The sequence below is a fragment of the Vibrio sp. QJM3NY_27 genome, assembly GCF_057785955.1.
Genome location: NZ_CM173511.1, coordinates 13,267 through 38,632, shown reverse-complemented (window position 1 = coordinate 38,632; position 25,366 = coordinate 13,267). Strand labels below are relative to the sequence as shown.

Sequence of the window (25,366 nt, the reverse complement as noted above, 5' to 3'; positions counted from 1 at the left end):
AATGAAAAAGTGGACTTTCTTCATGTTACTCATCGCTGTACTTCTTTTCGGCAGCGTTATTGGGTTCAACATGTTCAAACAACAAAAAATTGCTGAGTATATGGCCAACCGCCCTGAACCAGAGTTTCCAGTAACGGTTACTGAAGTTCAGCCGATCGACTGGGTTCCAGTAATTGAAGCTATCGGCTTCATCGAACCTAACCAAGGTGTCACGCTAGCAAATGAAACCAGCGGTGTTATTGACCAAATCTCTTTTGGTTCTGGTACTGATGTTAAAAATGACCAACTTCTTGTTCGCCTTGATTCTGGCGTAGAAAAGGCAAATCTAAAGAGTTCTGAAGCTCGCCTGCCTGCGGCAAAAGCAAAATACAAACGCTACCAAGGCCTGTATAAGAAAGGTTCTATTTCAAAAGAAGCATACGATGAAGCAGAAGCAAACTACTACTCTCTATCTGCTGATATTGAAAGCCTAAAAGCATCTATCGAACGCCGTGAAATTCGTGCTCCTTTCGATGGCAAAGTGGGTATTCGTAACGTGTACCTAGGTCAATACCTGCAATCAGGTACAGATATCGTTCGTTTAGAAGATACCAGCGTGATGCGCCTACGCTTTACGGTATCTCAAACAGATATCTCTCGTATCAATGTTGGTCAGGCTATCGACATCTTTGTTGATGCTTACCCAGAGAAACCGTTTGAAGGCTCTATCAGTGCCATTGAACCAGCTGTAAGTATCCAAAGTGGTCTTATTCAAGTTCAAGCGGATATTCCAAACAATGATGGCCAACTTCGTAGCGGCATGTTCGCTCGCGCTAACATCATTCTACCTAAGCTAGAGAACCAAGTAACCTTGCCTCAAACAGCGATTACTTTCACTCTATATGGTGACAATGTTTACATCCTGACGGAAGAAGACGGCGTTCAACGTGTTGCTCAACATGTTGTAAAAGTAGGTGAGCGTACCGCAGAGATCGCACACATCCTTGAAGGCGTTAAAGCCGGTGATACAGTTGTAACTTCTGGCCAAGTACGTCTAAGTAACGGTGCCAAAGTTAAGGTTGTTGAAAGTGATGCAATCACTCCACCATCTGAAACACCTAAGCTGTAACTGGAGGCACAATGCGCTTTACTGATGTTTTTATTAAACGTCCAGTTCTAGCGGTATCCATCAGCTTTTTGATTGCTCTGCTTGGCTTACAAGCAATCTTCAAAATGCAGGTGCGTGAATACCCTGAAATGACGAATACCGTCGTAACCGTAACCACGAGTTACTACGGTGCAAGTGCCGATCTTATCCAAGGCTTTATCACCCAGCCCCTCGAACAGGCTGTGGCTCAAGCGGATAATATCGACTATATGACTTCTTCTTCTGTACTTGGTAGTTCTACGATTACCGTAAACATGAAGCTGAACACCGACCCGAATGCGGCGTTGTCAGACATACTGGCCAAGACAAACTCGGTACGGTCTCAGCTTCCTAAAGAAGCCGAAGATCCAACCGTAACTATGTCTACGGGTTCAACGACAGCGGTACTCTACATTGGCTTTACCAGTGACGAGTTGGTGTCGAGCCAAATTACTGATTATCTAGAGCGTGTAATCAACCCGCAGCTATTTACGGTAAATGGTGTATCCAAAGTTGACCTATATGGTGGTATGAAATACGCACTGCGCGTATGGCTAGACCCATCAAAAATGGCGGCGGTTAGCCTAACTGCATCTGATGTGATGACGGTACTGAACGCTAACAACTACCAATCAGCGACAGGTCAAGCGACCGGTGAGTTCGTGCTTTACAACGGCAGTGCAGATACTCAGGTATCAAACACTGAAGAATTAGAAAACCTAGTAGTGAAGAGCGGTGAAGGTGAGATCATTCGCCTATCCGACATCGCTAAGGTTTCTCTAGAGAAAAGCCACGACATTTACCGCGCAAGTGCTAATGGTCAAGAAGCGGTTGTTGCAGCTATTAACGCGGCACCAAGTGCTAACCCAATCAACATCGCTGCAGATGTACTTGAGCTTCTTCCTCAATTAGAGAAGAACCTACCAAGCAATATCTCTATGAACGTAATGTACGATTCAACCATTGCGATTAACGAATCAATTCAAGAGGTTATTAAAACCATTCTTGAAGCAGCATTAATCGTATTGATCGTAATTACCTTGTTCTTAGGTTCATTCCGAGCGGTACTGATCCCTATCGTTACTATCCCACTGTCTTTGATTGGTGTGGCAATGGTGATGCAGGCAATGGGCTTCTCTTGGAACCTGATGACGCTATTGGCTATGGTACTCGCCATCGGCCTGGTAGTAGATGATGCAATCGTAGTACTAGAGAACGTCGACCGGCATATCAAGCTCGGGGAATCACCTTTCCGAGCAGCAATTATCGGTACTCGTGAAATTGCGATCCCTGTTATTGCAATGACATTAACGCTAGGCGCGGTATACGCTCCAATCGCGATGATGGGTGGTATCACAGGCTCGCTATTTAAAGAGTTTGCGTTAACCCTAGCCGGTTCAGTTTTTGTTTCGGGTATCGTGGCACTAACGCTATCGCCAATGATGTGTTCAAAAATGCTAAAAGCTCACGCTGAGCCGAGTAAGTTTGAGCAGAAAGTTCATAGCGTGCTGGATGGCATGACTAACCGTTACGAGCGTATGCTTGGTGCGGTAATGCAGCATCGTCCAGTCTTCATTGGCTTCGCTATCATCGTATTTGCAAGTTTGCCACTGTTATTCAAGTTCATCCCTAGTGAGTTAGCGCCTTCAGAAGATAAAGGTGTAATCATGTTGATGGGTACAGCACCGTCGAATGCGAACTTAGACTTCATGCAAAACACCATGAACGACGTAAACAAGATTCTGTCTGATCAGCCAGAAGTAGCTTACGCGCAGGTATTTACAGGTGTGCCTAATGCAAACCAAGCATTTGGTATCGCATCTATGGTGCCTTGGAGCGAACGTGAAGCAAGCCAATCAGACGTAGCAAACCGCGTTGGTAATTTGGTGAAAGACGTTCCAGGAATGGCAGTAACTGCATTCCAAATGCCAGAACTACCAGGTGCCGGTTCAGGTCTTCCAATTCAGTTTGTCATTACAACGCCAAACAGCTTTGAAAGCTTGTTCCAAATCACCACAGACATTCTGGCTGATGTCTCTTCAAATCCACTGTTCGTGTATTCAGATCTCGACCTGAACTACGACTCAGCAACCATGAAGATCAACATTGACAAGGATAAAGCGGGCGCATACGGCGTGACCATGCAAGATATCGGTATCACACTCGGTACCATGATGTCAGATGGCTACGTAAACCGTATCGACTTGAATGGCCGTTCTTACGAGGTCATTCCTCAAGTTGAACGTAAATTCCGTTTGAACCCAGAGTCGATGAATAACTACTACGTACGAGCTGCGGACGGTAATGCTGTACCACTAGGAAGTTTGATCACGATTGATGTTGTGGCAGAGCCTCGCTCTCTTCCTCACTTCAACCAATTGAACTCTGCGACGATTGGTGCGGTACCTGCTCCAGGCGCTGCAATGGGTGATGCAATTGCATGGTTTGAAGACACGGCGGCGAATAAGCTTCCAAGTGGCTACAACCACGATTACATGGGTGAAGCACGCCAATACGTAACTGAAGGTAGCGCACTTTACGCGACCTTTGGTCTAGCACTGGCTATCATCTTCTTGGTACTGGCGATTCAATTCGAATCCCTGAAAGATCCATTAGTTATCATGGTATCTGTACCACTGGCGATCTGTGGTGCCCTAATCGCTCTGGCTTGGGGCGCGGCAACGATGAACATCTACTCGCAAGTAGGTTTGATCACCTTGGTCGGCCTAATTACCAAGCACGGTATCTTGATCTGTGAAGTTGCAAAAGAAGAACAGTTGCATCATCACAAGACTCGTATCGAAGCGGTAATGGAAGCTGCAAAGGTTCGTCTTCGTCCAATCCTGATGACAACAGCTGCTATGATCGCGGGTCTAATCCCACTGATGTACGCAAGCGGTGCGGGTGCAGCTCAGCGCTTTAGTATTGGTATCGTAATCGTTGCTGGTCTAGCGATTGGTACTATCTTCACGCTATTTGTACTGCCAGTGATTTACAGCTACTTGGCTGAAAAACACAAACCTCTACCTGTATTTGTTGAAGACAAAGACCTAGAAAAGCTAGCTCGCGTCGATGAAGCAAAAGCAGCGCACAGAGAATTAGCTGATAATAAGTAATCACTAAGTCGTAATAACAATAAAAAGGCTACTTCGGTGGCCTTTTTTTGTACGCCATAGGCGACATCTCAAGTGTGATTAAATAGAATAGTGATAAATATTCAGGAGTTTTAATTGATATGTTTGATCCAAAAAAACTAGAGCAGATTGCTAAGCAGATCCACGATTCTATGCCTCAACCAGTAAAAGAGCTTGGTTCAGACGTAGATCAAAAAGTTCGTCAGGTTATCCAAGGCCAACTGAACAAGCTAGACGTTGTAAGCCGTGAAGAATTTGATGTTCAAACACAAGTACTACTGCGCACTCGCCAAAAGCTGACTGAAATGGAACAAAAGCTAACGAACTTAGAAGCAAAGATTGCCGACAAGTAAGCGTAAAGCAAGAAAACTGAAAGGGTTGGTGTGAAAACACCAACCCTTTTGTATTTCTGAAGATCAATCAAGAACTAAAAGTCGACGAAGATTGATCAAACAATGTTCATTTGATTGATTTTTAAGACTTTGTTACTAAAAGCAAAAAGGCTTGGTCAACGGCGACCAAGCCTTTTTATTAGATGTTGTGTTGCTTATTTATAACTCCGACCTGTAAAGAGTTGGTGATACTGCTTCGCTTTTTCTGCAAATTTATCAGTATCTAAGCGACTAATTAACCGCCTACAGCGATACGCTTCATGTCGCTCATGTAGCTACGTAGCTCTTCACCAATGTACTCTACAGGGTGGTTACGGATAGCTTCGTTTACTTCAATTAGCTTCGCGTTATCTACTTGGTTAGATGTTTCACCTAGACCGCGACCGATTACGTCAGTTGCAACTGAAGGCATGAACTGCTCGCGTAGTAGTGGTGTTGCTACGTTTGCGAATAGGTAGTTACCGTACTCAGCTGTATCAGAGATTACAACGTTCATTTCGTAAAGACGCTTACGAGCAACTGTGTTTGCGATTAGTGGAAGCTCATGTAGAGACTCGTAGTAAGCAGACTCATCGATGATGCCAGATGCTGTCATAGCTTCGAATGCTAGCTCAACACCAGCACGAACCATAGCAACCATTAGGATACCGTTATCGAAGTACTCTTGCTCTGAGATTTCTACGTCAGAAGTTGGGTAGTTTTCGAATGCAGTTTCACCTGTCTCTTCACGCCAGCCTAGTAGGTTCACGTCATCGTTCGCCCAGTCAGCCATCATAGTGCTAGAGAAGTGGCCAGAGATGATGTCATCCATGTGCTTGTTGTAAAGCGGACGCATTAGATCTTTTAGCTCTTCAGAAAGCTCAAACGCTTTAACTTTAGCTGGGTTAGATAGACGGTCCATCATATGAGTTACGCCACCGAACTTAAGTGCTTCAGTGATCGTTTCCCAACCATATTGTAGAAGTTTACCTGCATAACCTGGTTCAATACCGTCAGCAATCATCTTCTCGTAAGATACGATAGAACCCGCTTGAAGCATGCCACAAAGAATAGTTTGCTCACCCATAAGATCAGATTTAACTTCAGCTACGAAAGAAGACTCTAGGCAACCTGCACGGTGACCGCCAGTACCAGCAGCCCAAGCTTTAGCGATATCCCAACCTTCGCCTTTAGGGTCATTTTCTGGGTGAACAGCGATCAGTGTTGGTACACCGAAGCCACGCTTGTACTCTTCACGTACTTCAGAACCAGGACACTTAGGCGCAACCATAACAACCGTAAGGTCAGAACGTAATTGCATGCCTTCTTCAACAACGTTAAAGCCATGAGAATAACCAAGAGCAGCGCCTTGCTTCATTAGAGGCATTACTGTTTCAACAACGTTTGTATGTTGCTTGTCTGGAGTAAGGTTGATAACTAGATCTGCTTGAGGGATTAGCGTTTCGTAACTACCCACAACAAAGCCGTTTTCATCAGCGTTTTTGAATGATTGACGCTTTTCATCAATTGCCGCTTGGCGTAGAGCGTAAGATACGTCTAAGCCAGAATCACGCATGTTCAGACCTTGGTTTAGGCCTTGAGCACCACAACCAACAATTACGATTTTCTTACCTTCAAGATATTCAGCTTCTGTCGTGAATTCTTCACGATCCATGAAGCGGCAACGACCTAATTGGTCTAGTTGTTCACGAAGGTTTAATGTATTGAAATAGTTAGCCATTCTAGGGCACTCCTTTAAAAATAAGTCCGTAAGGTCGATATCTCTCTATCGAATGACTTCATACTAAAACAGACACTCCGTTGCTGAAAGTGATATATTCACAATTAGTTATTGCAATAAATGCAACATGGAAACGATCGCAAAACATGAACATAAAATCTCTACAATTATTTATACATTTATGTGATAGCAAGAGTTTCAGCAAAACCGCTGCTGCTATGCACGTCAGTCCTTCAGCACTTAGTCGTCAGGTACAAAAGCTTGAAGAAGAAACGGGGCAAGAATTGCTTATTAGAGATAACCGCAGTGTTGATCTCACTCCAGCAGGAAAGCACCTATTGCCAGTAGCATTAAGCATCGTTGGAGAGTGGCAGCAATACAATCTTCACCTGAAAGGTGGTGAGCAAGAACTTAAAGGTGAGATTCGCATATTTTGCTCGGTAACGGCTAGCTACAGCCACCTACCCGAGCTCATAACCGAATTCAGAGCTATTCATCCGTACATTGAATTTAAGCTCTCTACAGGCGATCCGGCTCAATCCATCGACAAGATTTTAAATGATGAAGCAGATATTGCTATCTCAGCGAAGCCAGACATTCTTCCCTCAAGATTAGAATTCGAAACCATCAGCGATATACCACTGTCAGTCATCATCCCATCCGGTGTGAGTAGTTTTAGCCAGCAGCTGCAATCAGATAAACCAAACTGGAATGAAGTACCTTTTATCATCCCAGAAGCAGGTACTGCACGAGAACGTGCGAACGCGTGGTTCAAAAAGATGAAGATAAAGCCCAACATTTACGCTCAGGTATCAGGTCATGAAGCGATCGTAAGTATGGTTGCTCTTGGTTGTGGGGTTGGTATCGCGCCAGACGTTGTAATCAACAACAGCCCTGTGAGAGATAAAGTCGACCGCTTAAAAATAGAGCCAATCAAGCCGTTTGAATTGGGAGTGTGCTGTAAGCGATCGCAGTTAGAAAATCCGTTAATTAGAGCATTTTGGCAGGTAGCTGAAGATAAATACCTCCAAGACTAGTTATCTATAAGTGATAACAAGCCGGTGTGGAGTTACAGATAAAGAGCACGTTAGTGCTCTTTTTTGTTTTTCTAAACGACAAATATGAAAAAAGCCCGCTGATTTCTCAGCGGGCTTTTCAATGGTGGTGGAGGGATAGGGATTTGAACCCTAGAACCGCTATTAACGGTTGCCGGTTTTCAAGACCGGTGCTTTCGACCACTCAGCCATCCCTCCAACAAATTGTCATCAACAGATTAGTACACTGTAGATGTTGTTACATGTATACACAGGTAACGATATTTAAAGCCTGGCGATGTCCTACTCTCACATGGGGAAACCCCACACTACCATCGGCGCTATTGTGTTTCACTTCTGAGTTCGGCATGGAATCAGGTGGGTCCACAATGCTATGGTCGCCAAGCAAATTTTAAAATTCGGAAAACTGATTTAAAAGTCTATCTCTTCAAACGCATTCAAGGTCTGGTACATCTGAGTCCACAAAACCCCTTGGGTGTTGTATGGTTAAGCCTCACGGGCAATTAGTACAGGTTAGCTCAATGCCTCGCAGCACTTACACACCCTGCCTATCAACGTCGTAGTCTACGACAACCCTTTAGGACACTTATAGTGCCAGGGAAAACTCATCTCAAGGCTCGCTTCCCGCTTAGATGCTTTCAGCGGTTATCGATTCCGAACTTAGCTACCGGGCAATGCCATTGGCATGACAACCCGAACACCAGAGGTTCGTCCACTCCGGTCCTCTCGTACTAGGAGCAGCCCCTTTCAATTTTCCAACGCCCACGGCAGATAGGGACCGAACTGTCTCACGACGTTCTAAACCCAGCTCGCGTACCACTTTAAATGGCGAACAGCCATACCCTTGGGACCGACTTCAGCCCCAGGATGTGATGAGCCGACATCGAGGTGCCAAACACCGCCGTCGATATGAACTCTTGGGCGGTATCAGCCTGTTATCCCCGGAGTACCTTTTATCCGTTGAGCGATGGCCCTTCCATTCAGAACCACCGGATCACTATGACCTGCTTTCGCACCTGCTCGAATTGTCATTCTCGCAGTCAAGCGGGCTTATGCCATTGCACTAACCACACGATGTCCAACCGTGTTTAGCCCACCTTCGTGCTCCTCCGTTACTCTTTGGGAGGAGACCGCCCCAGTCAAACTACCCACCAGGCACTGTCCGTAATCCCGATTCAGGGACCAACGTTAGAACATCAAAACTACAAGGGTGGTATTTCAAGGACGACTCCATCACATCTAGCGACGCAATTTCATAGTCTCCCACCTATCCTACACATGTAGGTTCAATGTTCAGTGCCAAGCTGTAGTAAAGGTTCACGGGGTCTTTCCGTCTAGCCGCGGGTACACTGCATCTTCACAGCGATTTCAATTTCACTGAGTCTCGGGTGGAGACAGCGTGGCCATCATTACGCCATTCGTGCAGGTCGGAACTTACCCGACAAGGAATTTCGCTACCTTAGGACCGTTATAGTTACGGCCGCCGTTTACCGGGGCTTCGATCAAGAGCTTCGACCGAAGTCTAACCCCATCAATTAACCTTCCGGCACCGGGCAGGCGTCACACCGTATACGTCATCTTACGATTTTGCACAGTGCTGTGTTTTTAATAAACAGTTGCAGCCACCTGGTATCTGCGACTCTCGTCTGCTCCATCCGCAAGGGACTTCACTGATAAGAGCGTACCTTCTCCCGAAGTTACGGTACCATTTTGCCTAGTTCCTTCACCCGAGTTCTCTCAAGCGCCTTGGTATTCTCTACCCGACCACCTGTGTCGGTTTGGGGTACGATTCCTTACAATCTGAAGCTTAGAGGCTTTTCCTGGAAGCATGGCATCAATGACTTCACTACCGTAGTAGCTCGACATCGTATCTCAGCGTTAATGAAAGTCCGGATTTACCTAAACTTTCCGCCTACATACTTGAACCTGGACAACCGTCGCCAGGCCCACCTAGCCTTCTCCGTCCCCCCATCGCAATTGTAAGAAGTACGGGAATATTAACCCGTTTCCCATCGACTACGCCTTTCGGCCTCGCCTTAGGAGTCGACTTACCCTGCCCCGATTAACGTTGGACAGGAACCCTTGGTCTTCCGGCGAGGGAGTTTTTCACTCCCTTTATCGTTACTCATGTCAGCATTCGCACTTCTGATACCTCCAGCATGCCTTACAGCACACCTTCAACGGCTTACAGAACGCTCCCCTACCCCACATACCCTAAGGTACGTAGCCGCAGCTTCGGTGTATAGCTTAGCCCCGTTACATCTTCCGCGCAGGCCGACTCGACCAGTGAGCTATTACGCTTTCTTTAAATGATGGCTGCTTCTAAGCCAACATCCTGGCTGTCTGAGCCTTCCCACATCGTTTCCCACTTAGCTATACTTTGGGACCTTAGCTGGCGGTCTGGGTTGTTTCCCTCTCCACGACGGACGTTAGCACCCGCCGTGTGTCTCCCGGATAGTACTTACTGGTATTCGGAGTTTGCAAAGGGTTGGTAAGTCGGGATGACCCCCTAGCCTTAACAGTGCTCTACCCCCAGTAGTATTCGTCCGAGGCGCTACCTAAATAGCTTTCGGGGAGAACCAGCTATCTCCAGGTTTGATTGGCCTTTCACCCCTAGCCACAAGTCATCCGCTAATTTTTCAACATTAGTCGGTTCGGTCCTCCAGTTGATGTTACTCAACCTTCAACCTGCCCATGGCTAGATCACCTGGTTTCGGGTCTAATCCTAGCAACTGTACGCCCAGTTAAGACTCGGTTTCCCTACGGCTCCCCTAAACGGTTAACCTTGCTACTAAAATTAAGTCGCTGACCCATTATACAAAAGGTACGCAGTCACACCACGAAGGTGCTCCTACTGCTTGTACGTACACGGTTTCAGGTTCTATTTCACTCCCCTCACAGGGGTTCTTTTCGCCTTTCCCTCACGGTACTGGTTCACTATCGGTCAGTCAGTAGTATTTAGCCTTGGAGGATGGTCCCCCCATATTCAGACAGGATATCACGTGTCCCGCCCTACTCGTTTTCACTGATTATGAGATGTCGACTACGGGGCTATCACCCTTTACTGCGGCACTTTCCAGAGCCTTCGTCTGTCTCATTAAAAGCTTAAGGGCTAATCCAATTTCGCTCGCCGCTACTTTCGGAATCTCGGTTGATTTCTCTTCCTCGGGGTACTTAGATGTTTCAGTTCCCCCGGTTTGCCTCCTGTTGCTATGTATTCACAACAGGATACTTGCTTATGCAAGTGGGTTTCCCCATTCAGGAATCCCAGACTCAAAAGGTTATTACTACCTAATCTGGGCTTATCGCAAGTTATTACGCCTTTCATCGCCTCTGACTGCCAAGGCATCCACCGTGTACGCTTAGTCACTTAACCATACAACCCGAAAGGGTCTTAGTGTATGGCAACTAACCAAGGTTTTTGGTTGTCATCAAGAAGGGTTAATTCTGAATGACTGTTTGCCGGACTCAATTATGAATCAATGTAAACATTGATTCGAATACAAGACACTTGAATGTATTTGTTGTGTTTATCTAATGAAAGATAAACATTGAGAACTTTTAAATTTGATTGAATTACTCGTAAGTAATCAATCAGTCAGCTTTCCAAATTGTTAAAGAGCAAGAGTTTTTCAAGTTTTAAACTTTCAAAACCATTTTTAAATACTCTCTTACGAGAATGCTTAAAGATGGTGGGCGATACCGGGCTCGAACCAGTGACCCCCTGCTTGTAAGGCAGGTGCTCTCCCAACTGAGCTAATCGCCCATGATAGTTTTAATTCCTTCATGGAGAAAGAATGGTGGAGCTATGCGGGATCGAACCGCAGACCTCCTGCGTGCAAGGCAGGCGCTCTCCCAGCTGAGCTATAGCCCCATATTTTTATTTCCTTGGGAGGAAATGGTGGGTCGTGCAGGATTCGAACCTGCGACCAATTGATTAAAAGTCAACTGCTCTACCAACTGAGCTAACGACCCAATGGTATCCCGTAGGGGAGTCGAACCCCTGTTACCGCCGTGAAAGGGCGGTGTCCTAGGCCTCTAGACGAACGGGACACTGCTAATTTATCTCAACTTTAAAAGTAGAAACAAACTTCGAAGAACCTTGGGGGTTCTTCTTCTCTTTGCTTTTCTAAACCTAATCAATCTGTGTGGACACTCATCGTAAGTATCTTCGTATAAGGAGGTGATCCAGCCCCAGGTTCCCCTAGGGCTACCTTGTTACGACTTCACCCCAGTCATGAACCACAAAGTGGTGAGCGTCCTCCCCGAAAGGTTAAACTACCCACTTCTTTTGCAGCCCACTCCCATGGTGTGACGGGCGGTGTGTACAAGGCCCGGGAACGTATTCACCGTGACATTCTGATTCACGATTACTAGCGATTCCGACTTCATGGAGTCGAGTTGCAGACTCCAATCCGGACTACGACGCACTTTTTGGGATTCGCTCACTATCGCTAGCTTGCTGCCCTCTGTATGCGCCATTGTAGCACGTGTGTAGCCCTACTCGTAAGGGCCATGATGACTTGACGTCGTCCCCACCTTCCTCCGGTTTATCACCGGCAGTCTCCCTGGAGTTCCCGACATTACTCGCTGGCAAACAAGGATAAGGGTTGCGCTCGTTGCGGGACTTAACCCAACATTTCACAACACGAGCTGACGACAGCCATGCAGCACCTGTCTCAGAGTTCCCGAAGGCACACCTGCGTCTCCGCTGGCTTCTCTGGATGTCAAGAGTAGGTAAGGTTCTTCGCGTTGCATCGAATTAAACCACATGCTCCACCGCTTGTGCGGGCCCCCGTCAATTCATTTGAGTTTTAATCTTGCGACCGTACTCCCCAGGCGGTCTACTTAACGCGTTAGCTCCGAAAGCCACGGCTCAAGGCCACAACCTCCAAGTAGACATCGTTTACGGCGTGGACTACCAGGGTATCTAATCCTGTTTGCTCCCCACGCTTTCGCATCTGAGTGTCAGTGTCTGTCCAGGGGGCCGCCTTCGCCACTGGTATTCCTTCAGATCTCTACGCATTTCACCGCTACACCTGAAATTCTACCCCCCTCTACAGCACTCTAGTTCACCAGTTTCAAATGCAGTTCCGAGGTTGAGCCCCGGGCTTTCACATCTGACTTAATGAACCACCTGCATGCGCTTTACGCCCAGTAATTCCGATTAACGCTCGCACCCTCCGTATTACCGCGGCTGCTGGCACGGAGTTAGCCGGTGCTTCTTCTGTTGCTAACGTCAAGATATGCAGCTATTAACTACACACCCTTCCTCACAACTGAAAGTACTTTACAACCCGAAGGCCTTCTTCATACACGCGGCATGGCTGCATCAGGCTTTCGCCCATTGTGCAATATTCCCCACTGCTGCCTCCCGTAGGAGTCTGGACCGTGTCTCAGTTCCAGTGTGGCTGATCATCCTCTCAGACCAGCTAGGGATCGTCGCCTTGGTGAGCCATTACCTCACCAACTAGCTAATCCCACCTAGGCATATCTTGACGCGAGAGGCCCGAAGGTCCCCCTCTTTGGCCCGTAGGCATTATGCGGTATTAGCCATCGTTTCCAATGGTTATCCCCCACATCAAGGCAATTTCCTAGGCATTACTCACCCGTCCGCCGCTCGACGCCCATTAACGCACCCGAAGGATTGTTAGTGTCGTTTCCGCTCGACTTGCATGTGTTAGGCCTGCCGCCAGCGTTCAATCTGAGCCATGATCAAACTCTTCAATTTAAGATTTTGTGACTCAACGAATACTGACTTCAAAACTACTATGTAATTTTAAAGCTATTACCATTCCAACAGAATGGTAATGAATTGACTGTGCCGAATAATTTCTTTCTACAAGAGAAAGTCGTTAAACGTATTGGTCACTCAGTTCATTGAAATCAATTTTGTTACCGAAGTAACTGCTATTACCTAAGTAATAACGTTTTGATATTCATCAACGAGTGCCCACACAGATTGATAGGTTTAAATTGTTAAAGAGCTTTTCCTTTTTGAGCTTCGCTCAAATCGGACGGCCATTTTAGCGATTTAAGTTTTAGTGTCAACCACTATTTTCAAAACTTTTTTCAAGCGCTTAGCTTGGCTAATTTGACCTGCTGATTCGTTTTGGTTTCTTACGAAGCCTTCCCGTTTCAACGAGGTCGCATTATAGAGATTTCGATCACACTGGCAAGCCCTTTTTAAAGTTTTTCTCGTTTTTTTATTCGTTCGATTAAAAAGAGCACAAAACGCCTCAAAAGTAGGCTTTTCTCTTACATCTCTTGCAGTTTCTTAGAGAATAAAGAAACTTTTTCCCAGTTTGTGTACTCGACTTCCTTGGTTGTATCCGTTTCGCCACCTGTCATATTCATAATGAAGCGAATCATGGTTTTATCGAACCAGTTATAACGTGGGTAATAGAGGGCACCAGCGAATACACCGATTAGAGTCGGCTGCCATGGTGACTTAAGAAGAAACTTCTTAATATAGGCACTACCTTCAGGGGTGTCTTTGCCTTGGTCTTCTTTACGAGCCGTTAAGTTAACGCAGAAGAAGGCAACCTTATTGGATTGCAACTGAGCAAGGTTGGCATCAATGAACTGATATAGCTTCTTATTAAGATGGCCATAACGAATAGATGCACCAATCAACACTCTGTCGTATTGAGCAAAGTCGACATTACTAATAGTGTGCAGATCTTGAAGCTCACATTCGAACTCATTCATTTCTTCTTTTATATAGTTCAAGATCTTCTTGGTTTGCCCTTCACGGCTTGAATACAAAAATAGAGCTTTTGCCACAATGTTGTCCTTAGCTACGCCAAAACGTAGGGGTCAATAAAATTAATAAGGTGAATATCTCTAAACGACCAAACAGCATAGATACGATCAACACCCATTTAGCCTTATCATTCACATCGCCGAAGTGCATTGCCACTTCACCTAAGCCCGGGCCAAGGTTATTCAATGTTGCCGCTACGGCAGAGAAAGCACTTAGCTCATCCATCCCAGTAGCAATAAGAGCCAACATACAAACCACAAAAACCAATGCGTATGCAGAGAAGAAGCCCCAAACCGCATCAACAACACGTTGTGGTAACGCAGAACCGCCAACCTTGATGGTATAGACAGCACGCGGGTGAACAAGACGCTTCATTTCACGAGCACCTTGCAGAGTAAGCAATAATATTCGAATGACTTTCATACCACCGCCCGTTGAACCTGCACAGCCACCTATAAAAGAAGAGAACAGAAGCAGCACAGGTAAGAATAACGGCCACTCAGAGAAACCTGTGGTGGTGAAGCCTGCGGTTGTTGATATAGATACCGTTTGGAACAAGGCTTGATCAAAAGCATCGTAATACGAGTCATAAGAGTGGTGATTAAGCAGTAATAAGAAACAAACTAAGAACAAGACTGCTTGAATAAAGATAAAGGCGCGGAATTCAGGATCTTTCCAATAATACTTAGGATGCACACCACCCGAAGCAAATGCAGCAAAGTGAAGCGAATAGTTACACGCAGAGATAAGAAGGAACACGACCGTAATCATGTTGATAGCCGGACTGTTGAAATAACCCATACTCGCATCGTGAGTCGAGAAGCCACCAATCGCAATAGTAGAGAAGCTATGACTGATAGCATCAAAGAAGCTCATACCTGCAAGCCAAAACGCCACCGCACAAGCAATCGTTAGACTCAGATAGATGTACCAAAGCGCTTTTGCCGTTTCAGCAATACGCGGAGTCATCTTACTGTCTTTTACAGGGCCCGGGATTTCTGCACGATATAGCTGCATACCACCGATGCCCAGAACCGGAAGGATGGCTACCGCCAGTACGATGATACCCATACCACCAAACCATTGCAGGAACTGGCGGTAAAACAGAATCGCCTTAGGCAGATCATCGAGGCCAACAATAACGGTCGCGCCCGTGGTTGTTAATGCAGAGAAGGATTCGAAGAAAGCATCGGTTACCGACACATTGGGGTTATCGGCGATCAAAAACGGCAGCGCACCAGCACTACCGATTACCGTCCAGAATAAAACAACAATCAAGAAGCCATCACGCGCTTTCAATTCATGCTTATAACGTCGGTTTGGAAACCAGCAGGTTGCTCCGCAGAATAAGAGAACAAAAAAGGTCGTCACAAATGGCACACCCGCACCATCTCGATAGATCAGAGCGACGAGCGCAGGTGCGAGCATTGATACACTAAAAAGTGCTAATAATAATCCGACGATTCGAATAATTGAGCGAAATTGCATGAGCTATTGAACGAAGCGAAATGCTTCACACTTCCTAGTTGTCTTTGACTTTCGTTACCAGTGCCTTAGCACCGCTTTTATTGATCATGGTTTGGGTAAACGAATCTACCTGAAGGAGCTCTATTTCAATAATAAGCTCAACTTGAACACCATAATCCGCTTGGACTTCAACAGCCTGATGCTGAGCCATGATGGATTGTGCAATCGGCACAAAGCCATAGTCTAACTCTAGCCGTAATTTTGTGGTTATTTTTTTCTCGATAGTTTGAAGCAGCTTGAGAGCTTGTTGTACTCCACCACCATAAGCCTTAACTAAACCACCAGTACCGAGCTTGATTCCGCCTGAATAGCGAGTGACTACAGCCGTTAACTCGCCAACACCCGAACCAGACAGTTGCGCCAAGATAGGCTTTCCAGCAGTACCCGAGGGTTCGCCATCATCACTAAAGCCCCACTTCATCGAGTCTTCAGGTCGTCCTGCAGCAAAGCCCCAACAGTTATGTCGCGCTGAAGAATGCTCTTTTTTTACCTGTTCAACGAACTGCTTAGCAGCTTCTACACTTGGAGTATGAGCAAGATGAGTAATAAAAACGCTCTTTTTTATCTCTTCTTCAAATAAAGCCGACGCTGACGGTATTAAATAGGGCTGTTCATTCATATCGTTAACTTAATTATTAAGAGCGGCGAAGTGTATCACGCGTGAATAATAAGGGTTAGAGGATCTGTGCTGTCGCACAATGTTAAACAATTGTTTAAAAAATGTATTGAAATTAATCAAACAGAGGTACAGACTAGAACAACTGGTCTTACCAGGTGCTCTACAATAATAGAAAGATAACAAGATTCTCTCAAACAATCGTGGATTGTATGTCATGGAGATAGACAATGATTTACCAAGCTAACACCCTACAGGTAAAGGAATTACAAGATGGTATTGCGGAATTAAACTTCTGTGCACCGGCATCTGTAAACAAACTCGACCTTGCAACTTTAGAATCACTAGATAAAGCGTTAGATGCTCTTAATGCTCACGCAGGATTACGTGGTTTAATCTTAACTTCAAACAAAGACGCGTTCATTGTGGGCGCAGACATCACTGAATTTCTTGGCCTATTTGCTAAGCCAGAAGCAGAACTTGATGAATGGTTAAGATTCGCTAATTCAATCTTCAGCAAGCTCGAAGACCTTCCTGTCCCAACTCTTTCAATGATGCGTGGCCATGCCCTTGGCGGCGGCTGTGAATGTGTACTCGCTACCGATTTCCGTATCGGTGACAAGACCACCAGCATAGGTCTACCAGAAACCAAACTTGGCATCATGCCTGGTTTTGGTGGTTGTGTGCGCCTACCTCGTGTTATCGGTGCTGACAGCGCGATGGAAATTATCACTCAAGGCAAAGCATGCCGTGCAGATGAAGCGCTTAAAGTTGGCTTGTTAGATGCGATTGTTGAAACAGACCAACTACTAGAATCAGCGATCAACACGGTTTCTTTGGCAGCCAATGAGAAACTTGATTGGCAGCTACGCCGCAAACAAAAAACGTCAGCGCTTTCACTAAGCAAACTAGAAGCGATGATGAGCTTTACCATGGCTAAGAGCTTAGTGGCTCAAAAAGCAGGGCCTCACTACCCAGCTCCGATTACTTCTGTGATTGCTATTGAAGAAGCAGCACGTAGCGATCGCGATGCGGCATTAGACATCGAACGTAAACACTTCGTTAAACTAGCGAAATCAGAAGAAGCAAAAGCTCTTGTTGGCTTATTCCTTAATGACCAATACATTAAAGGCTTAGCAAAACAGGCTGGTAAATCTGCAAATAAAGCAACTGAGCGTGCTGCCGTACTCGGTGCTGGCATCATGGGTGGCGGTATTGCTTACCAATCTGCGCTGAAAGGCGTGCCAGTGATGATGAAAGACATCGCACAGGCGTCTCTTGATCTTGGTATGAACGAAGCATCTAAGCTATTGAATAAACGTTTATCACGCGGTCGCCTAGATGGATTCAAGATGGCAGGTATTCTGTCTTCTATTACTCCAAGCTTGCATTATGCTGGTGTTGAACAATCTGATGTGATTGTGGAAGCGGTTGTAGAAAACCCGAAAGTAAAAGCAGCAGTACTGAGTGAAGTTGAAGGCCTAGTTGGTGAAGACACGGTTCTAACATCAAATACCTCAACGATTCCGATCAACCTGTTGGCGAAATCTTTAAAGCGCCCAGAAAACTTCTGTGGCATGCACTTCTTTAACCCAGTACACCGCATGCCTTTGGTTGAGATCATCCGTGGCGAGCATACTTCAGAAGAAACCATTAATCGCGTAGTTGCCTACGCAGCCAAAATGGGTAAATCCCCAATCGTTGTTAATGACTGCCCTGGCTTCTTCGTAAACCGTGTACTTTTCCCTTACTTTGGCGGTTTCAGCATGTTGCTACGCGACGGTGCTGACTTCACTAAAATAGATAAAGTCATGGAACGTAAGTTCGGTTGGCCAATGGGCCCTGCGTACCTGCTCGACGTTGTTGGTTTAGACACAGCACACCATGCACAAGCAGTAATGGCGCAAGGTTTCCCTGAGCGTATGGGTAAAGAAGGCCGTGATGCGATTGACGCGCTTTACATCGCTGAAAAATACGGTCAGAAGAACGGTAGTGGTTTCTACACATACAGCGTAGACAAACGCGGTCGTCCTAAAAAGACCTTCTCAGAAGACATTCTTCCTATCCTGGCTGATGTATGCCAACAGCCACAAGACTTTGATGACCAGACCATTATCCAGCGTGTGATGATTCCAATGATCAACGAAGTGGTGCTTTGTTTAGAAGAAGGCATCATTGCTACACCGCAAGAAGCGGATATGGCACTGGTTTACGGTTTAGGCTTCCCTCCATTCAGAGGCGGCGTATTCCGCTACTTAGACAGTGTGGGTATTGGTAACTTCGTTGAAATGGCGAAGAACTACCAAGACTTAGGTGCAATGTACCAAGTTCCTCAACTATTGCTTGATATGGCAGCGAAAGGCGAAAGCTTTTACGACGGTCAACAAGCCAGTTCTCTGTAACCCACTCTTGGAAAAGGAATAGCAAAATGAATAATGTAGTTGTTGTTGATTGCCTTCGCACCCCAATGGGACGTTCCAAAGGTGGAGCTTTCCGTCACACTCGTGCTGAAGATTTGTCAGCACATTTGATGAAAGGCATTTTAGAGCGCAACCCAGAAGTAAACCCTGTCGAAATTGAAGACATTTACTGGGGTTGTGTACAACAAACGCTAGAGCAAGGCTTCAACGTCGCACGTAACGCTGCTTTGCTTGCTGGTCTCCCGATTGAGATTGGTGCGGTAACGGTCAACCGTTTATGTGGCTCATCTATGCAAGCTCTGCATGATGCAACCCGCTCTATCATGGTTGGCGATGCTGAAATCTGCCTGATCGGTGGTGTAGAACACATGGGCCACGTGCCAATGAACCACGGTGTTGATTTCCACCCAGGCATGTCTAAGCACGTAGCAAAAGCAGCAGGAATGATGGGCCTAACGGCTGAGATGCTTGGTAAAATGCACGGTATTAGCCGTGAAGATCAAGATGCATTCGCAGCACGCTCACACGCTAGAGCTCAAGCGGCAACGGTTGAAGGTCGTTTCAAGAATGAAATCCTACCAACAGAAGCTCACGCGGCAGACGGTTCACTGTTCACTCTGGATTATGATGAAGTAATTCGCCCTGAAACTACTGTAGAAGGCCTGTCTCAGCTTCGCCCAGTATTCGATCCAGCAAATGGTACGGTAACAGCAGGTACTTCATCAGCACTGTCTGATGGCGCTTCTGCAATGTTGATCATGAGTGAAGAAAAAGCCAACGCGCTTGGCCTTAAGATTCGTGCTCGCGTGAAGTCTATGGCTATTGCAGGTTGCGACCCTTCTATCATGGGTTACGGCCCAGTACCAGCAACCAAGAAAGCACTGAAACGTGCAGGCTTAACGATTGAAGATATGGGTGTTATTGAGTTGAATGAAGCATTCGCTGCTCAATCTCTTCCATGTGCGAAAGATCTAGGTCTACTGGATGTGGTTGACGAGAAAGTAAACCTTAACGGTGGTGCCATTGCACTGGGTCACCCACTAGGCTGTTCTGGCTCTCGTATCTCAACAACCCTGATTAACCTAATGGAAGCACAAGACGTGAAATACGGCTTAGCAACCATGTGTATTGGTTTAGGCCAAGGTATTGCAACGGTATTTGAACGCCCATAGCGCTCGTTGATTGTAATACTTGTAGGGTAATATTTTGTGCAGCTATATTTATATAGCTGCACTTTTTATTGTTCGGCGTCCAATAATGTATCGATTCGTTCAGCGAACTTAGCAAGAGAAAAAGCGCCACCCACATCTATGCACAAAATGCATAGACTCAATGTTGATGTTTCATTATTTTTTCTTCGGTGATTCAACTAAAGTTACTTCAGTTTCCTAATATTCCTCCCACGGAGCAGATCATGTTTAAAGCACTTGTACTAAACCAAGAAGACAAAAAAACTATCGCGTCAGTTTCTCAAATTGATGAGTCTCAATTACCAGAAGGTAACGTGAAGGTTGATGTAAGTTACTCTTCTTTGAACTACAAAGATGGTTTGGCGATTACAGGTAAAGGACGCATTGTTCGTAACTTTCCTATGGTTCCTGGTATCGACCTTTCTGGTGTGGTTTCACAATCTGAAGACCCACGCTACAAAGCGGGCGACGAAGTTGTTCTAACTGGCTGGGGTGTTGGTGAAGGCCACTGGGGCGGCATGGCGGAGAAAGCAAGCCTAAACGGTGATTGGTTAGTGCCAATGCCATCAGGTCTAGACGCTAAAAAAGTAATGGCTATTGGTACAGCAGGCTTTACAGCAATGCTTTGTGTTCAAGCTATTGTAGATGCTGGCATCAAACCAGAAGACGGTGAAATCCTAGTAACAGGTGCAAGTGGCGGCGTAGGCAGCGTGTCTATCACTCTACTAAACCAACTGGGCTACAAAGTCGCAGCTGTGACTGGTCGTGCTTCTGCAAATGGCGAGCTATTAAAATCACTAGGCGCAACACGTATTGTAGAGCGTGCTGAACTAGAAGAACCGGCGAAGCCACTTGAGAAACAACTGTGGGCTGGTGCTATCGATACTGTAGGTAGCAAAGTACTTGCAAAAGTATTGGCGCAAATTGATTACAACGGTGCGGTTGCAATGTGTGGTCTAGCAGGCGGTTTTGACTTACCAACCACGGTAATGCCATTCATTCTACGTAACGTTCGCCTACAAGGTGTGGACTCGGTAATGTGCCCTCGTGAAAAACGTATTAAAGCGTGGGAACAACTAGCGGAATTGCTACCTGAATCTTTCTACGCGCAAGCAAGCAAAGAAGTGTCTTTAGACGGTGCAATTCAAGCAGCAGAAGACATCACTAACGGTCAAATCACTGGTCGCGTAGTCATTAAACTATAGATTCTCAAACATAAAGTTATCAAACCTTAAGCAACAGCTTTAGATTTGGATAACCCAAAATAACAAAGGGCTGATAGTAATCAGCCCTTTTGTGTTTTTGTCATTAGGATCGAGTAAACCAAAGCTAGACCTCAGTTAACCTAAGCCAACATCCGCAATACGCTTTTGAATCAATTCGCCACACTCCTCTTTTACCACTCTTCTTAACCATTGTTGCGAAGCTGAAGAATCGCAACGTGAGTGCCAAATCAATGAGTAATCAAACGGCATAAACTCGAATGGCAGCGGTTTAACGACTAAGTCATAACGCTCAGCCACCAAGTAAGCCAAATCAGCAGGCACAGTGATCACCAACGGCATTCTATCGACAATCGCCAATGCCGCTTCAAGGTGATAAGCACGCAGCACCATTTTGCGAGGCTGTTGATTAGCTAAAGCGTTATCGAGTAAAGCCTTAACACCATCACTGATCGCAATCATCGCGTGAGGTAAAGAAACATAATCTTCAAGACTTAACGATCGATCGGCTAAAGGGTGATTTTTAGATAACAAACACGACACACCGACCGGCCCCAATACTTCTTGATGAAGTGGTGCGATGCTGCCACTCGGGCGACAAATAGCCATATCGACACGTTCGGTGCTGAGTTGCTTAAACAAATGCTCATGCTGCAGCGGCGCAAATTCCAAAGAAATATTAGGCGCTTGCTCGTAAATCTTAGGTAACGCATACGGCAAGATGGTTTGCATCGCGTAGTCGGTGGTTGCGATCAGAAAACGCTCACTGCAATAGTAAGGGTCAAAATCACTCGGGCTAAGCAGTTGGCGGAATGACTCTAAAGGTTGATCAATACGTTGACTGATTTCGAGTGCTTTCTTGGTGGGAATAAGATGCTGACCTTGGCGTGTAAACAGAGGGTCATTTAGTAACTCTCGAAGTCGTCCCAATACACGGCTGGTTGCTGATTGGCTTAAGTTAAGCCGAATCGCAGCCTGACTAACACTGCCTTCTTCAATCAATACCTTTAAGGCGACCAATAAATTAAGGTCTCTACGATAGATGTCTTCTAATTCCACGCCACTTACCTAGCTGTATACAATTGTCATTGATCACTACGTTGTTTATAGCATGCTTTAGATAAAAAAAATCCCGCAATTACGCGGGGAAGCCCAAGAAAATTTGGGGATAGTGTCGGAATGTTGTCGTATCGGAATTCGCTGTTGTATTCGGGTTAGTGTTCTTGCTCTTCGGCTATGCCTTGCCAACGGCGCATCTCTACCCAAATACCAATAATCGTTGCTATTATGCCAAATATTGGCATCAGTGAGGTCTCTGTCGATGAGCGTAGTACTAACGCACAAAAAGAAATAAAACAGAGAACTGAATAAATTGTTAATCTATCTAATCCTGTCAACATCGCCACTCCTTAGCTAGTTGCCTTTGTTTCAAGTTGTTATCAACTTGTTAATTAAGTTATAGGAAATGACTCCACTTGCCAAGCACTTATTGCATATTTTTTCTGCAGACGTATTATTCACTCGTTAGATAGATATAGAGATACAAACCATGACATTCAAACCTGAACTGGCAACCCATACTTTAGAAGCTGAAGGCCTGCGTTGCCCAGAACCAGTAATGATGGTCAGGAAGACAATTAGAAACATGCAGGATGGCGATGTGTTACTGGTAAAAGCTGACGACCCTTCGACAACTCGTGATATTCCGAGCTTTTGTCGTTTTATGGATCATCAGTTAGTCGGCCAAGCGACTGAAGCTTTGCCTTACCAATATTTGATAAGAAAAGGGTTGGAGGCATAACGCCTCACCTAAATATCAAGCATCAAAAAAGCCGCTCGTACCTTATGTTCTTAAACAGAACTCAGAGTACGAGCGGCTTTTTGTTTATTCGTTTCTAGACTTGTTTTGCAGATGCTCAAGCTGATGCTGAATTTCTCGGATATCTTTGCGCATAGGAATAATATGCGCGACCCGAATCCAGGCTTCTACTGCAAGCCCGGTCATGATCATCGAACCAGCCACCATTGGTAGCCACATATCCGTCAACACCATACCTAATAGTGTAAGTGCAAGACCAAAGGTAAACAGATAACTTTGGCTTTGTGGAGTAATACCCATATAACGCGTCAACATAATCATGCCCTCGTGTTTTTAACTCACAAGATTAAAATATCATGACAAGTATGACAGTTATATGTCCATTCGCTCGATAAACCCCACAATACTGTAAGAGTATGACCTACAACACATTACTCTACTGGATGAATATAATAAGACTCAATACCGCCGCTTAATAGAAAGCCGCTGCGATAGCCAAACCTACGAATAACAAGGCGGTGATCTTGCGAATCAGATCAAGAGGCATCTTATCTGCCGATAACTTACCAATGATCACCACTGGCACATTCGCCAGCAACATACCAATGGTAGTACCCAGAATCACCCACGTTAATGCATCAGAATATTGAGCCCCTAGAATGGAGGTCGCAATCTGAGTCTTATCGCCAATCTCAGCAATAAAGAAAGCAATAAAACTGGCGACAAACGGACCACGGTTAGAGATGGCTTCATCATCGTCCAGTTTATCCGGAATAAGAATCCAGCCCGCCATAGCGATAAAACTGACCACCAGCACCCATTTCAACACTTCAGGAGATAAGTAATCCGCGACCACAACACCGAGCCATGCAGCAAGGGCATGATTGGCAATAGTGGCAAAGAAGATAGCGGCAATAATCGGTATCGGTTTTCGATATCGACTGGCTAATAAAAGGGATAACAACTGAGTCTTATCACCGATCTCGGCTAAGGCGACAGTTGTAATTGAAATTGCTAAAACGCTCACGACATGCTCATTTGGGACGGAGATTATTATATTTAACCAAAGACAAACCTCGCGCCCCATCCCGGTTCACGATGCTTGTCTAAGGTCTTGCTAAGCGCCACCAAAGGTGGTGGTTGCCTCGAACGCCATGATGATTTTGCATCAATTATGTTGACGGACGAACTCATTCAATAGGATATGAATAAGTAAGCTACTCCCCAAAGACCGCGAGATTTTAATCACCCACGCTTTCAAACACAAGTGTCAAAGTTATCAAAATATCCACTTGTGCCGAAAAACAAACATTAAAGGCAAAAAAATCCAATAAACGACATTTTAGACCACTAATTAAACAAGATTACCCCTACTCGCTTTACCAATATCTCGGTATACTCAGAGGTTATTTTTCTCATTCATTTAAAAGAATCGCGCGAACCTGACTATGCAAAAATACGATATCAAAACCTTCCAGGGAATGATCCTCGCGCTGCAGGATTACTGGGCACAAAACGGTTGTACCATTGTTCAACCACTAGATATGGAAGTAGGTGCTGGCACCTCTCACCCAATGACATGTCTACGTGCACTTGGCCCAGAGCCAATGTCTACGGCATACGTTCAACCTTCTCGTCGTCCGACCGATGGTCGTTACGGTGAAAACCCGAACCGCCTGCAGCACTACTATCAATTCCAAGTAGCTCTAAAACCTTCTCCAGATAACATCCAGGAGTTGTACTTAGGCTCTCTTGAAGTTCTTGGTGTCGACCCGCTTGTTCACGATATTCGCTTCGTAGAAGACAACTGGGAAAACCCAACGCTAGGCGCATGGGGTCTGGGTTGGGAAGTATGGCTAAACGGTATGGAAGTGACTCAATTCACTTACTTCCAACAAGTTGGCGGCCTTGAGTGTAAGCCTGTAACTGGCGAGATCACTTACGGTATCGAGCGTCTAGCAATGTACATCCAAGAAGTAGACTCAGTTTACGACCTTGTATGGAACGTAGCACCAGACGGTTCTAACGTGACTTACGGTGACATCTTCCACCAAAACGAAGTTGAGCAATCAACGTACAACTTCGAGCACGCAGACGTAGATTTCCTATTCACTTTCTTTGACCAGTGCGAAAAAGAGTGTAAAGAGCTACTTGAGCTTGAGAAGCCACTGCCGCTTCCAGCTTACGAGCGCATTCTAAAAGCAGGTCACGCATTCAACATCCTTGATGCGCGCAAAGCTATCTCTGTAACAGAGCGCCAACGTTACATCCTTCGCATCCGCAACCTGACTAAAGCTGTTGCAGAAGCGTACTACGCGTCACGTGAAGCGCTTGGCTTCCCAATGTGCCGTTCTGTAGAAAAAAAGGAAGGTAAATAA

Annotated in this window: 17 protein-coding genes, 5 tRNA genes, 3 rRNA genes and 1 riboswitch; of the genes, 9 read left to right on the top strand and 16 right to left on the bottom strand. The window is 45.7% G+C overall.

All coding sequences use genetic code 11. The features are described 5' to 3' along the window. The first annotated feature begins 1 nt into the window (after position 1). The 3 genes from AC3CIA_RS00170 to ubiK all read left to right on the top strand — a co-directional run bounded on the left by AC3CIA_RS00170 (position 2) and on the right by ubiK (position 4,613). On the top strand, positions 2-1,108 hold the full coding sequence (locus AC3CIA_RS00170; RefSeq protein ID WP_065207387.1) for an efflux RND transporter periplasmic adaptor subunit: 1,107 nt from the start codon (positions 2-4) through the stop codon (positions 1,106-1,108). Positions 1,109-1,119: 11 nt separating this feature from the next. Beyond that, the gene (locus AC3CIA_RS00165; protein ID WP_488518309.1) at positions 1,120-4,242 is read left to right on the top strand and encodes a multidrug efflux RND transporter permease subunit; all 3,123 of its coding nucleotides are present in this window, start codon (positions 1,120-1,122) and stop codon (positions 4,240-4,242) included. 119 nt (positions 4,243-4,361) lie between these two features. Further along, on the top strand, positions 4,362-4,613 hold the full coding sequence (gene ubiK, locus AC3CIA_RS00160) for a ubiquinone biosynthesis accessory factor UbiK (RefSeq protein WP_102454224.1): 252 nt from the start codon (positions 4,362-4,364) through the stop codon (positions 4,611-4,613). A gap of 274 nt (positions 4,614-4,887) precedes the next feature. Here ubiK and ilvC read toward each other — a convergent pair whose 3' ends face one another. Continuing rightward, positions 4,888-6,372: a ketol-acid reductoisomerase gene (gene ilvC, locus AC3CIA_RS00155; protein WP_054548023.1), complete on the bottom strand. Its 1,485-nt coding sequence runs from the start codon at positions 6,370-6,372 to the stop codon at positions 4,888-4,890. Positions 6,373-6,518: 146 nt separating this feature from the next. Between ilvC and ilvY the strand changes: the two genes are divergently transcribed. Continuing rightward, positions 6,519-7,409 (top strand): HTH-type transcriptional activator IlvY, encoded by an 891-nt coding sequence (gene ilvY, locus AC3CIA_RS00150; RefSeq protein WP_488518308.1) that lies wholly within the window; start codon positions 6,519-6,521, stop codon positions 7,407-7,409. A gap of 125 nt (positions 7,410-7,534) precedes the next feature. Here the strand turns inward: ilvY and AC3CIA_RS00145 are convergent. The 11 genes from AC3CIA_RS00145 to AC3CIA_RS00095 form a co-directional block, all read right to left on the bottom strand. Beyond that, positions 7,535-7,625 (bottom strand) — tRNA-Ser (locus tag AC3CIA_RS00145). Positions 7,626-7,696: 71 nt separating this feature from the next. Then, positions 7,697-7,812: ribosomal RNA gene (gene rrf / locus AC3CIA_RS00140) — 5S ribosomal RNA — on the bottom strand. A gap of 97 nt (positions 7,813-7,909) precedes the next feature. Then, positions 7,910-10,803 (bottom strand): 23S ribosomal RNA (locus tag AC3CIA_RS00135). Positions 10,804-11,117: 314 nt separating this feature from the next. Then, a tRNA-Val gene (locus AC3CIA_RS00130) sits at positions 11,118-11,193 on the bottom strand. A 32-nt stretch (positions 11,194-11,225) separates the two neighbouring features. After that, positions 11,226-11,301: transfer RNA gene (locus tag AC3CIA_RS00125), tRNA-Ala, on the bottom strand. A 25-nt stretch (positions 11,302-11,326) separates the two neighbouring features. Continuing rightward, positions 11,327-11,402, bottom strand: a tRNA-Lys gene (locus AC3CIA_RS00120). Between the two features lie 2 nt (positions 11,403-11,404). Next, positions 11,405-11,480, bottom strand: a tRNA-Glu gene (locus AC3CIA_RS00115). A gap of 123 nt (positions 11,481-11,603) precedes the next feature. Next, positions 11,604-13,158, bottom strand: a 16S ribosomal RNA gene (locus tag AC3CIA_RS00110). The 16S, 23S and 5S rRNA genes sit together here with 5 tRNA genes alongside, the layout of an rRNA operon. A gap of 527 nt (positions 13,159-13,685) precedes the next feature. Next, complete coding sequence (gene hemG / locus AC3CIA_RS00105; protein WP_054548333.1) at positions 13,686-14,213, bottom strand: menaquinone-dependent protoporphyrinogen IX dehydrogenase; 528 nt, start codon at positions 14,211-14,213, stop codon at positions 13,686-13,688. 10 nt (positions 14,214-14,223) lie between these two features. Next, on the bottom strand, positions 14,224-15,681 hold the full coding sequence (locus AC3CIA_RS00100) for a TrkH family potassium uptake protein (RefSeq protein WP_017077285.1): 1,458 nt from the start codon (positions 15,679-15,681) through the stop codon (positions 14,224-14,226). Between the two features lie 34 nt (positions 15,682-15,715). Beyond that, positions 15,716-16,339, bottom strand: a complete 624-nt coding sequence (locus tag AC3CIA_RS00095) for a YigZ family protein (RefSeq protein WP_004736669.1) — start codon at positions 16,337-16,339, stop codon at positions 15,716-15,718. A gap of 227 nt (positions 16,340-16,566) precedes the next feature. Between AC3CIA_RS00095 and fadB the strand changes: the two genes are divergently transcribed. From fadB to acuI, 3 genes are all read left to right on the top strand, one after another. Beyond that, a complete protein-coding gene (fadB, locus tag AC3CIA_RS00090) occupies positions 16,567-18,738 on the top strand; it encodes a fatty acid oxidation complex subunit alpha FadB (RefSeq protein ID WP_488518307.1) in 2,172 nt (723 codons plus the stop codon). A 26-nt stretch (positions 18,739-18,764) separates the two neighbouring features. Next, positions 18,765-19,928, top strand: a complete 1,164-nt coding sequence (fadA, locus tag AC3CIA_RS00085; RefSeq protein WP_016784138.1) for an acetyl-CoA C-acyltransferase FadA — start codon at positions 18,765-18,767, stop codon at positions 19,926-19,928. Between the two features lie 242 nt (positions 19,929-20,170). Beyond that, positions 20,171-21,151: an acrylyl-CoA reductase (NADPH) gene (acuI, locus tag AC3CIA_RS00080; protein WP_488518306.1), complete on the top strand. Its 981-nt coding sequence runs from the start codon at positions 20,171-20,173 to the stop codon at positions 21,149-21,151. Positions 21,152-21,286: 135 nt separating this feature from the next. Here acuI and AC3CIA_RS00075 read toward each other — a convergent pair whose 3' ends face one another. Continuing rightward, positions 21,287-22,228, bottom strand: coding sequence for a LysR family transcriptional regulator (locus AC3CIA_RS00075; RefSeq protein ID WP_102552460.1), 942 nt, complete (start codon positions 22,226-22,228; stop codon positions 21,287-21,289). Positions 22,229-22,383: 155 nt separating this feature from the next. Beyond that, positions 22,384-22,569: a hypothetical protein gene (locus AC3CIA_RS00070; protein ID WP_017073805.1), complete on the bottom strand. Its 186-nt coding sequence runs from the start codon at positions 22,567-22,569 to the stop codon at positions 22,384-22,386. Positions 22,570-22,718: 149 nt separating this feature from the next. On the opposite strand from AC3CIA_RS00070, the gene tusA reads away from it, so the two are divergent. Beyond that, the gene (gene tusA, locus AC3CIA_RS00065) at positions 22,719-22,970 is read left to right on the top strand and encodes a sulfurtransferase TusA (RefSeq protein WP_017055492.1); all 252 of its coding nucleotides are present in this window, start codon (positions 22,719-22,721) and stop codon (positions 22,968-22,970) included. A gap of 84 nt (positions 22,971-23,054) precedes the next feature. On the opposite strand, the gene AC3CIA_RS00060 is transcribed toward tusA, so the two are convergent. Both AC3CIA_RS00060 and AC3CIA_RS00055 read right to left on the bottom strand, forming a co-directional pair. Next, positions 23,055-23,309: a hypothetical protein gene (locus AC3CIA_RS00060; RefSeq protein WP_004736676.1), complete on the bottom strand. Its 255-nt coding sequence runs from the start codon at positions 23,307-23,309 to the stop codon at positions 23,055-23,057. A 151-nt stretch (positions 23,310-23,460) separates the two neighbouring features. Continuing rightward, positions 23,461-24,015 (bottom strand): TMEM165/GDT1 family protein, encoded by a 555-nt coding sequence (locus tag AC3CIA_RS00055; RefSeq protein ID WP_017073807.1) that lies wholly within the window; start codon positions 24,013-24,015, stop codon positions 23,461-23,463. Positions 24,016-24,049: 34 nt separating this feature from the next. Continuing rightward, positions 24,050-24,226: riboswitch (yybP-ykoY riboswitch) on the bottom strand. Between the two features lie 210 nt (positions 24,227-24,436). Here AC3CIA_RS00055 and glyQ point away from each other — a divergent pair. Beyond that, on the top strand, positions 24,437-25,366 hold the full coding sequence (gene glyQ / locus AC3CIA_RS00050; protein WP_017073808.1) for a glycine--tRNA ligase subunit alpha: 930 nt from the start codon (positions 24,437-24,439) through the stop codon (positions 25,364-25,366).

Bases quoted from the DNA above. Each gene is read 5' to 3' on its own strand.
- AC3CIA_RS00095 (WP_004736669.1), bottom strand. From the start codon at position 16,339: ATGAATGAACAGCCCTATTTAATACCGTCAGCGTCGGCTTTATTTGAA.
- AC3CIA_RS00170 (WP_065207387.1), top strand. From the start codon at position 2: ATGAAAAAGTGGACTTTCTTCATGTTACTCATCGCTGTACTTCTTTTC.
- ilvC (WP_054548023.1), bottom strand. From the start codon at position 6,372: ATGGCTAACTATTTCAATACATTAAACCTTCGTGAACAACTAGACCAA.
- AC3CIA_RS00100 (WP_017077285.1), bottom strand. From the start codon at position 15,681: ATGCAATTTCGCTCAATTATTCGAATCGTCGGATTATTATTAGCACTT.
- glyQ (WP_017073808.1), top strand. From the start codon at position 24,437: ATGCAAAAATACGATATCAAAACCTTCCAGGGAATGATCCTCGCGCTG.
- fadB (WP_488518307.1), top strand. From the start codon at position 16,567: ATGATTTACCAAGCTAACACCCTACAGGTAAAGGAATTACAAGATGGT.
- ubiK (WP_102454224.1), top strand. From the start codon at position 4,362: ATGTTTGATCCAAAAAAACTAGAGCAGATTGCTAAGCAGATCCACGAT.
- AC3CIA_RS00060 (WP_004736676.1), bottom strand. From the start codon at position 23,309: ATGATTATGTTGACGCGTTATATGGGTATTACTCCACAAAGCCAAAGT.
- AC3CIA_RS00070 (WP_017073805.1), bottom strand. From the start codon at position 22,569: ATGTTGACAGGATTAGATAGATTAACAATTTATTCAGTTCTCTGTTTT.
- ilvY (WP_488518308.1), top strand. From the start codon at position 6,519: ATGAACATAAAATCTCTACAATTATTTATACATTTATGTGATAGCAAG.
- tusA (WP_017055492.1), top strand. From the start codon at position 22,719: ATGACATTCAAACCTGAACTGGCAACCCATACTTTAGAAGCTGAAGGC.
- fadA (WP_016784138.1), top strand. From the start codon at position 18,765: ATGAATAATGTAGTTGTTGTTGATTGCCTTCGCACCCCAATGGGACGT.
- acuI (WP_488518306.1), top strand. From the start codon at position 20,171: ATGTTTAAAGCACTTGTACTAAACCAAGAAGACAAAAAAACTATCGCG.
- AC3CIA_RS00165 (WP_488518309.1), top strand. From the start codon at position 1,120: ATGCGCTTTACTGATGTTTTTATTAAACGTCCAGTTCTAGCGGTATCC.